This is a genomic window from Photobacterium profundum, from assembly GCF_003026285.1.
GTDB classification, from domain to species: domain Bacteria; phylum Pseudomonadota; class Gammaproteobacteria; order Enterobacterales; family Vibrionaceae; genus Photobacterium; species Photobacterium profundum.
The window spans coordinates 1-4947 of record NZ_PYOD01000035.1 but is presented as its reverse complement, the minus strand read 5'-3'; the positions used below and the strand labels follow the sequence as shown (position 1 = coordinate 4947).

Annotated in this window: 6 protein-coding genes; all 6 read right to left on the bottom strand. The window is 28.7% G+C overall.

Translation table 11 applies throughout. The features are described 5' to 3' along the window. The coding region (locus tag C9J48_RS27505; protein ID WP_146151665.1) for an acyltransferase family protein at positions 1 to 482 on the bottom strand (482 nt) is incomplete at its 3' end. A gap of 19 nt (positions 483 to 501) precedes the next feature. Next, positions 502 to 1482, bottom strand: coding sequence for a glycosyltransferase family 52 (locus C9J48_RS27500; RefSeq protein WP_006232911.1), 981 nt, complete (start codon positions 1480 to 1482; stop codon positions 502 to 504). Then, on the bottom strand, positions 1475 to 2686 hold the full coding sequence (locus C9J48_RS27495; protein WP_006232909.1) for an oligosaccharide flippase family protein: 1212 nt from the start codon (positions 2684 to 2686) through the stop codon (positions 1475 to 1477). Before C9J48_RS27495 ends, C9J48_RS27500 begins: the two co-directional genes overlap by 8 nt. Then, positions 2683 to 3687: a glycosyltransferase family 2 protein gene (locus tag C9J48_RS27490; protein WP_006232908.1), complete on the bottom strand. Its 1005-nt coding sequence runs from the start codon at positions 3685 to 3687 to the stop codon at positions 2683 to 2685. The genes C9J48_RS27495 and C9J48_RS27490 overlap by 4 nt, the downstream gene beginning before the upstream one ends. A gap of 68 nt (positions 3688 to 3755) precedes the next feature. Then, a complete protein-coding gene (locus tag C9J48_RS27485) occupies positions 3756 to 4757 on the bottom strand; it encodes an acyltransferase family protein (protein ID WP_006232907.1) in 1002 nt (333 codons plus the stop codon). A 54-nt stretch (positions 4758 to 4811) separates the two neighbouring features. Continuing rightward, positions 4812 to 4947 (bottom strand): SDR family oxidoreductase (locus C9J48_RS27480; RefSeq protein ID WP_146151664.1); only part of this gene is annotated, 136 nt, incomplete at its 5' end.

Here is a 4947-nt window from a genome sequence, read left to right as displayed (position 1 = left end):
CCATTTACATTGTCTATATCGATGTAATCATTAAATACAGCATGCTGTAGAATAAAACCCATTGAAAATAACAAAAATATTGTAACAAACTTATTAACTCTAAATTTGTTAATAAAAACAACAAAAAAAGCTGAATATAACAATGCTGGTACAAACCATAAATGATGATAACCATTAATTACGTACAAAAAATTTCTAACTGATATTGGATGACTAAAGTCAAACCAAAAATATGAATAGATAACTGACCACGTCATATAAATAGTAGCTAATTTTTTAGACCATTTGATTTTTTTTTGATGGTTCATGGAAAAATAAAAAAAACCACTAATTATAAAAAAAATAGGCACCGCAATACGAAACAAACCATTATTAATAAAATATGCTAAATCTGGTGACGTATCTTTTAAAAAACCGCCATGAAGCGCGACTATCATTATAGCCAATGTAAAACGTAATTGATCTATTCTATAATATCTCACTAATATAACCTCTAAATATTCAACTTTTTAATTTTTGTATGATCTTTGGTTTCAAAGTTGGCATGTCACGATTAAAGTTAAAGTAATCAAGATATCCCATAAAAAATATATTTAAATCATATTGTAAAGAATAAACGCTTGTTGACGTTAAAGTAATAACATCACTGTATTTAATATCAAGAAGTGAAAGTAATTCAAATGGAACTTTTTCATCAATGATACAAGCATTAGGGAATATTAATCTATAATCTGTTCTTTCTCTTGGGTGTGTCTTTATAATAATCTGATTTTCATCAAAACCTAAATTTGATATTAATTTTTTATAGCCTGTGATTTTATCTTTTTCCTCCATGAAACCATCTTCACTAAAACATTGAGTTAATAGTAATATTTTCCGGCTCATAGCTCGTTCAAGAACACTTTGAGTTATCGAGAAAATATCTTGAATTTCTTTTTTCTCGACGTTTTCTAATTGCTCCCACTGTTTTTTTAAATCAACAACATGAAACCCTTTATTAACACTAGCAGGCACATCCTCAGAACCAGTTATTATGTATTCATCCGGTGAGTGATATAAAATACTTTGTTTAATACTAATTATCTGTTTTAAATTCCTACAACTTCCTCCATTTGCTAGCTTTCTTATTTCAACATAAGTCCCCATACCATCTTCAATAGCTATTCTTCGTATTTTTTTAAATGGTATGTAAAATGTATTTACCTGGCCAATAGCCACTTCAGTATTTCTAAATTTCCAAACTTCCAAAAAGCGATTATAATAAAATCTAACAGGTCTTTTTTTAAGATCAAACTTTGAACTATTAAGAAAACTTACATTTTTAGCACTTGATGAGAAATTTTCAATAAAAGATTCAGATAATCTATCACCAAAAAATAAATAATTTTTCTCTTTCCACTTATCATCGAATAAGATGTATAAAAACAAGCTATACATTGTATTTTCATATACTAAGCATGACTTACTTTCTCTTTTATTCATACTTTACCCACCTATCCCCTACGAAACTTAAAATAAAAACTGGCATTAAATTTGAAATCAAAAGTCCGAATGGAAGATAATTAATGCTATATTTTGATGCTATATATATATATATAAAATAAAATAGTAAAGAAAATCCCGTTGTTAAGGAAATCACCCCTCCCTTCCCATGATAAAAGAAAAAGTTAACCATTATCATATAAGGAATTAATGCAGCAATCCCTAAAAGAAATGAAGTTACAAAATACCCAACACCAACAAATCCCTCACCTAAAAATAACGTATATATATAATCAGGAATAACTAATGAAACCAAGGCAGGTAGAGGAACAAATATCATGGCATAAAAAGAATATTTTTTCGTCCAGTTAAAATTAATTGTTTTATTTTTTATTCTTTCAAAATAAAATGGTGTTAGCGCTTTATTAGCTGCAGCAATAAATACATTAAGAATAGTTGCAATTTGAAATGCGGCTGCATATATACCAAGATCTTTGGGTGAATATAGATTATAAATAACTAATCGGTCTAGTTGACCTTTACCCAAAATACTCAATTGATGAAGAATAAGAGGCATACCAAAGCCAATTACATAACAAGTCCCTAGCTTTAATCTCGCAGGTGTTATTCTATATCTCACCTTATTCATATTACTATAGAATAGTAACGAAGCGGTTACAACAATAGAGTTGGCAACAATTATCGATATTAGTCGATGTTCGGGTGATGGAGATAAAAACTCAAATATAAGAACTGTTACTAAAGCTGATAATAAACCATTTGTTATATTTATAATAACATATTCTTTAGCCTTCTTTTCGTATTGCCTAAGAGCAAGCTGAACAGCTAAAAGTTCATTTGTCAGAGATATTATTACTATGTATATAATTATTTCAGCATTGGAAGTAAATAACGAGCTAAATATAATAATTAGAAACGTTAAAACAAATGACAATAAATGGCCTGAAGTAACGACGACACCTAAAGATTTCCTTCCATAACGGAAGGCATAACGTGTTATTGCTCCAGCTTGCGACAGCCCTATAAATATTAAACCAAGAGCAATGAATGCTTGATAATAAACTAACTCACCATAATCTTCAGTACCAATCTTTCTCGTCAAATATGGTAAAAGTAAAAATGGAATAGATTTGGATAATATATCACCGACACCGAAAATAAGACTATTCTTAATAACACTCACAAATAAAACCTTATCAATCGCTTCATTTTAAAAAGTAGAACCGCTAATGGATGAAAAACCATTAATAATCTAAAAGTCATTCTTGTTTTAAAGTTCAATTGTTTATAATATTTATTCCCACTCCAGTTAAGTTCTTTTAAACCTTCTTTTATATCTCCTATTTTTTCAGATGGATAATTATCAAATAAACTCAAAGATTGAAGCAGTGTGTTTATAGCAAAAAGCTTTATATACAGAAACTCAGCTTCTTCTTTATATGAAGAATAATTGCTCTCCACCTGTAAGTCTTTATACATTTTTTTTGCTGATATCAGCCTATCAAAAAACCTCACATCATTTCTTACTTTTGTTGTTGATAAATCGTTATAATAATATTTATATAAAGCTTCATTAACCTTACCGATTTTTTTAACTTTAATAGCAATAAATGGCATCAAATAATTATCTTCATAAAACATTCCTTCAGGAAATCTTAGTCCATATCGACTCTTATCAAAAAATTTTATTTTATATATTTTAGTACATACCCCTCCAAAGTTTAACAAAATATCCTTAGGACTATTTATTAATATATCTTTATCACTAATGATACTATTTCTATCTTCAATGGCAGTGTATCCATTATGAATGGTATAATTACAATCAACTATATCAAAATCATTTTGCCTAGCCTTTGAATATAGATGTTCGAACATATGAAGTTCGACCCAGTCATCACTATCAACAAAAGCCACATACTCTCCAGAGGCTATATCCAATCCTGCATTACGAGCCCCACCTTGTTTTTTATTTTCTTTTAAATCTATAACCTTTATTACTTCAGGGTGGTTATCTTTGTATTTATTTAATATCGTCAAACTTTCATCTTTTGACGCATCATTAATGCAGATTATTTCTATATCTTTTAATGTTTGATTTAATAAGCTATTCAAACATCTATCTAGATATTCAACAGAATTGTACACCGGTATAATCACACTAATTTTGATATTTTTATTCACACTTACATCTCATTTTAATGAAGATTAATTTATCATTACATGCTAATTTTTAACCATAATGACTTCAATTAAATTTTAATCGTTTCATTTTCAACAATACCTAACCTATTAATTTTTTTATTGCTCTCAATAAGATAAAATGAAAACTTTGACAACAAAAAAGTAACAGTAATAATCCCAAATATGGAAATTTCATCCGTAAAAAATTGATAACTTTCAGAAAGAGCATAAAACCATCCAATCACAATGACATGGCATAAGTATGTTGAATAAGAGTACCCACCTAACTTAATAAAAAAACCAATGATTAAAGACTCTTTCCTGAAAAAACCTTCATTGTATAGGAATGTAAACATTACCACTACGGCAAGAATTGACTTTAATAAAATAGAAAAAGCCCCATAATAAAAAACAATGCTCGCACTTATAAATGATATTAATAAAATCATGATGTATTCTACACTTGAAAATTTGGCTCTATTAATATGGTAAAATAAAAACATACCAAAAATAAACTCTACAAATAGAAGTGAGTTATGCCCTAAAAAAGGAACATTGAATATCATTAGTATCATTAATATAAACGATGCAAGTATTACTGAAAACTTTTTATTAAGAAACAATGTGGACGATAAAACAAGATAAAAAAACATTTCAAATATCAATGTCCAACCGACATATAATACAGGAAAAATACCAAAGCCATTTTCATTCTCATGAGGTATAAATAATAATGATTTGACTAAACTTGATATATTCCAATCAGCTAAATATGTATGTTTAGGGAGAATCATGACGCAAATAATAAGTACAAGTGTGTAAAACCAATACACAGGAACTACTCTCTTAAGTCTTTTAAAAAGGAACCCCCCGCCACCTGTAACGTGATTACTAGCAGTAAGCGCCATAATATAGCCACTTAAAACAAAGAAAATGTCAACACCAAAGTTTCCTAATTTGGCAACCCAACTAAATATATTATCAGTTCCATAGTAATAACTTTGAACAATATGTTGTAGAACTACGAGCCAAGCAGCCAGCGCTCTTAAAACTTGAAGTGAATTTAACACTTATACCCCTAGTGTATTTGTATACTTATTTTTAGATTTCCCATAAATAGCGGATCAAATTGAAAACCCATCATCAACAATAATATTTTGACCAGTGACGAATTTTGACTGTTCTGATAATAAAAACATTATTGAACCAATGATCTCATCAACATCCAGCATTCCTGCACCATGGGTGTTACCTTTATAA